The organism is Vibrio rumoiensis 1S-45 (assembly GCF_000286955.2).
Classification (GTDB): domain Bacteria; phylum Pseudomonadota; class Gammaproteobacteria; order Enterobacterales; family Vibrionaceae; genus Vibrio; species Vibrio rumoiensis_A.
On sequence record NZ_AJYK02000034.1, the window covers coordinates 123 to 433 of the forward strand.

Here is a 311-nt window from a genome sequence, read left to right on the forward strand (position 1 = left end):
CATCTCGATATTAGAAAGTAAGTTGATTGGATAAACTTACTTATCGAGTAACGTACCTTGATAAACAAGAAACGCTTTAAATATGGTGGCTACGACGGGATTCGAACCTGTGACCCCATCATTATGAGTGATGTGCTCTAACCAACTGAGCTACGTAGCCAATAGTTACTGAGTAACTTTGTGAGCGGAGTAATATAATACAATCTCGCCCTTTGTTCCACCTTAGATGAAACTTTTCTTTGAGCTTTCGCTCTTCCTAGAAACTAAGTGTTGCTACCTAGGAATTTAAAATTGGCTGGGCTACCTGGATT

The 311-nt window shown here is 39.5% G+C and carries 1 tRNA gene; it reads right to left on the minus strand.

Annotation, left to right across the window (positions count from 1 at the left end):
• Positions 1–83: 83 nt before the first annotated feature.
• Positions 84–160 (minus strand) — tRNA-Met (locus A1QC_RS04705).
• Between the last annotated feature and the right edge of the window lie 151 nt (positions 161–311).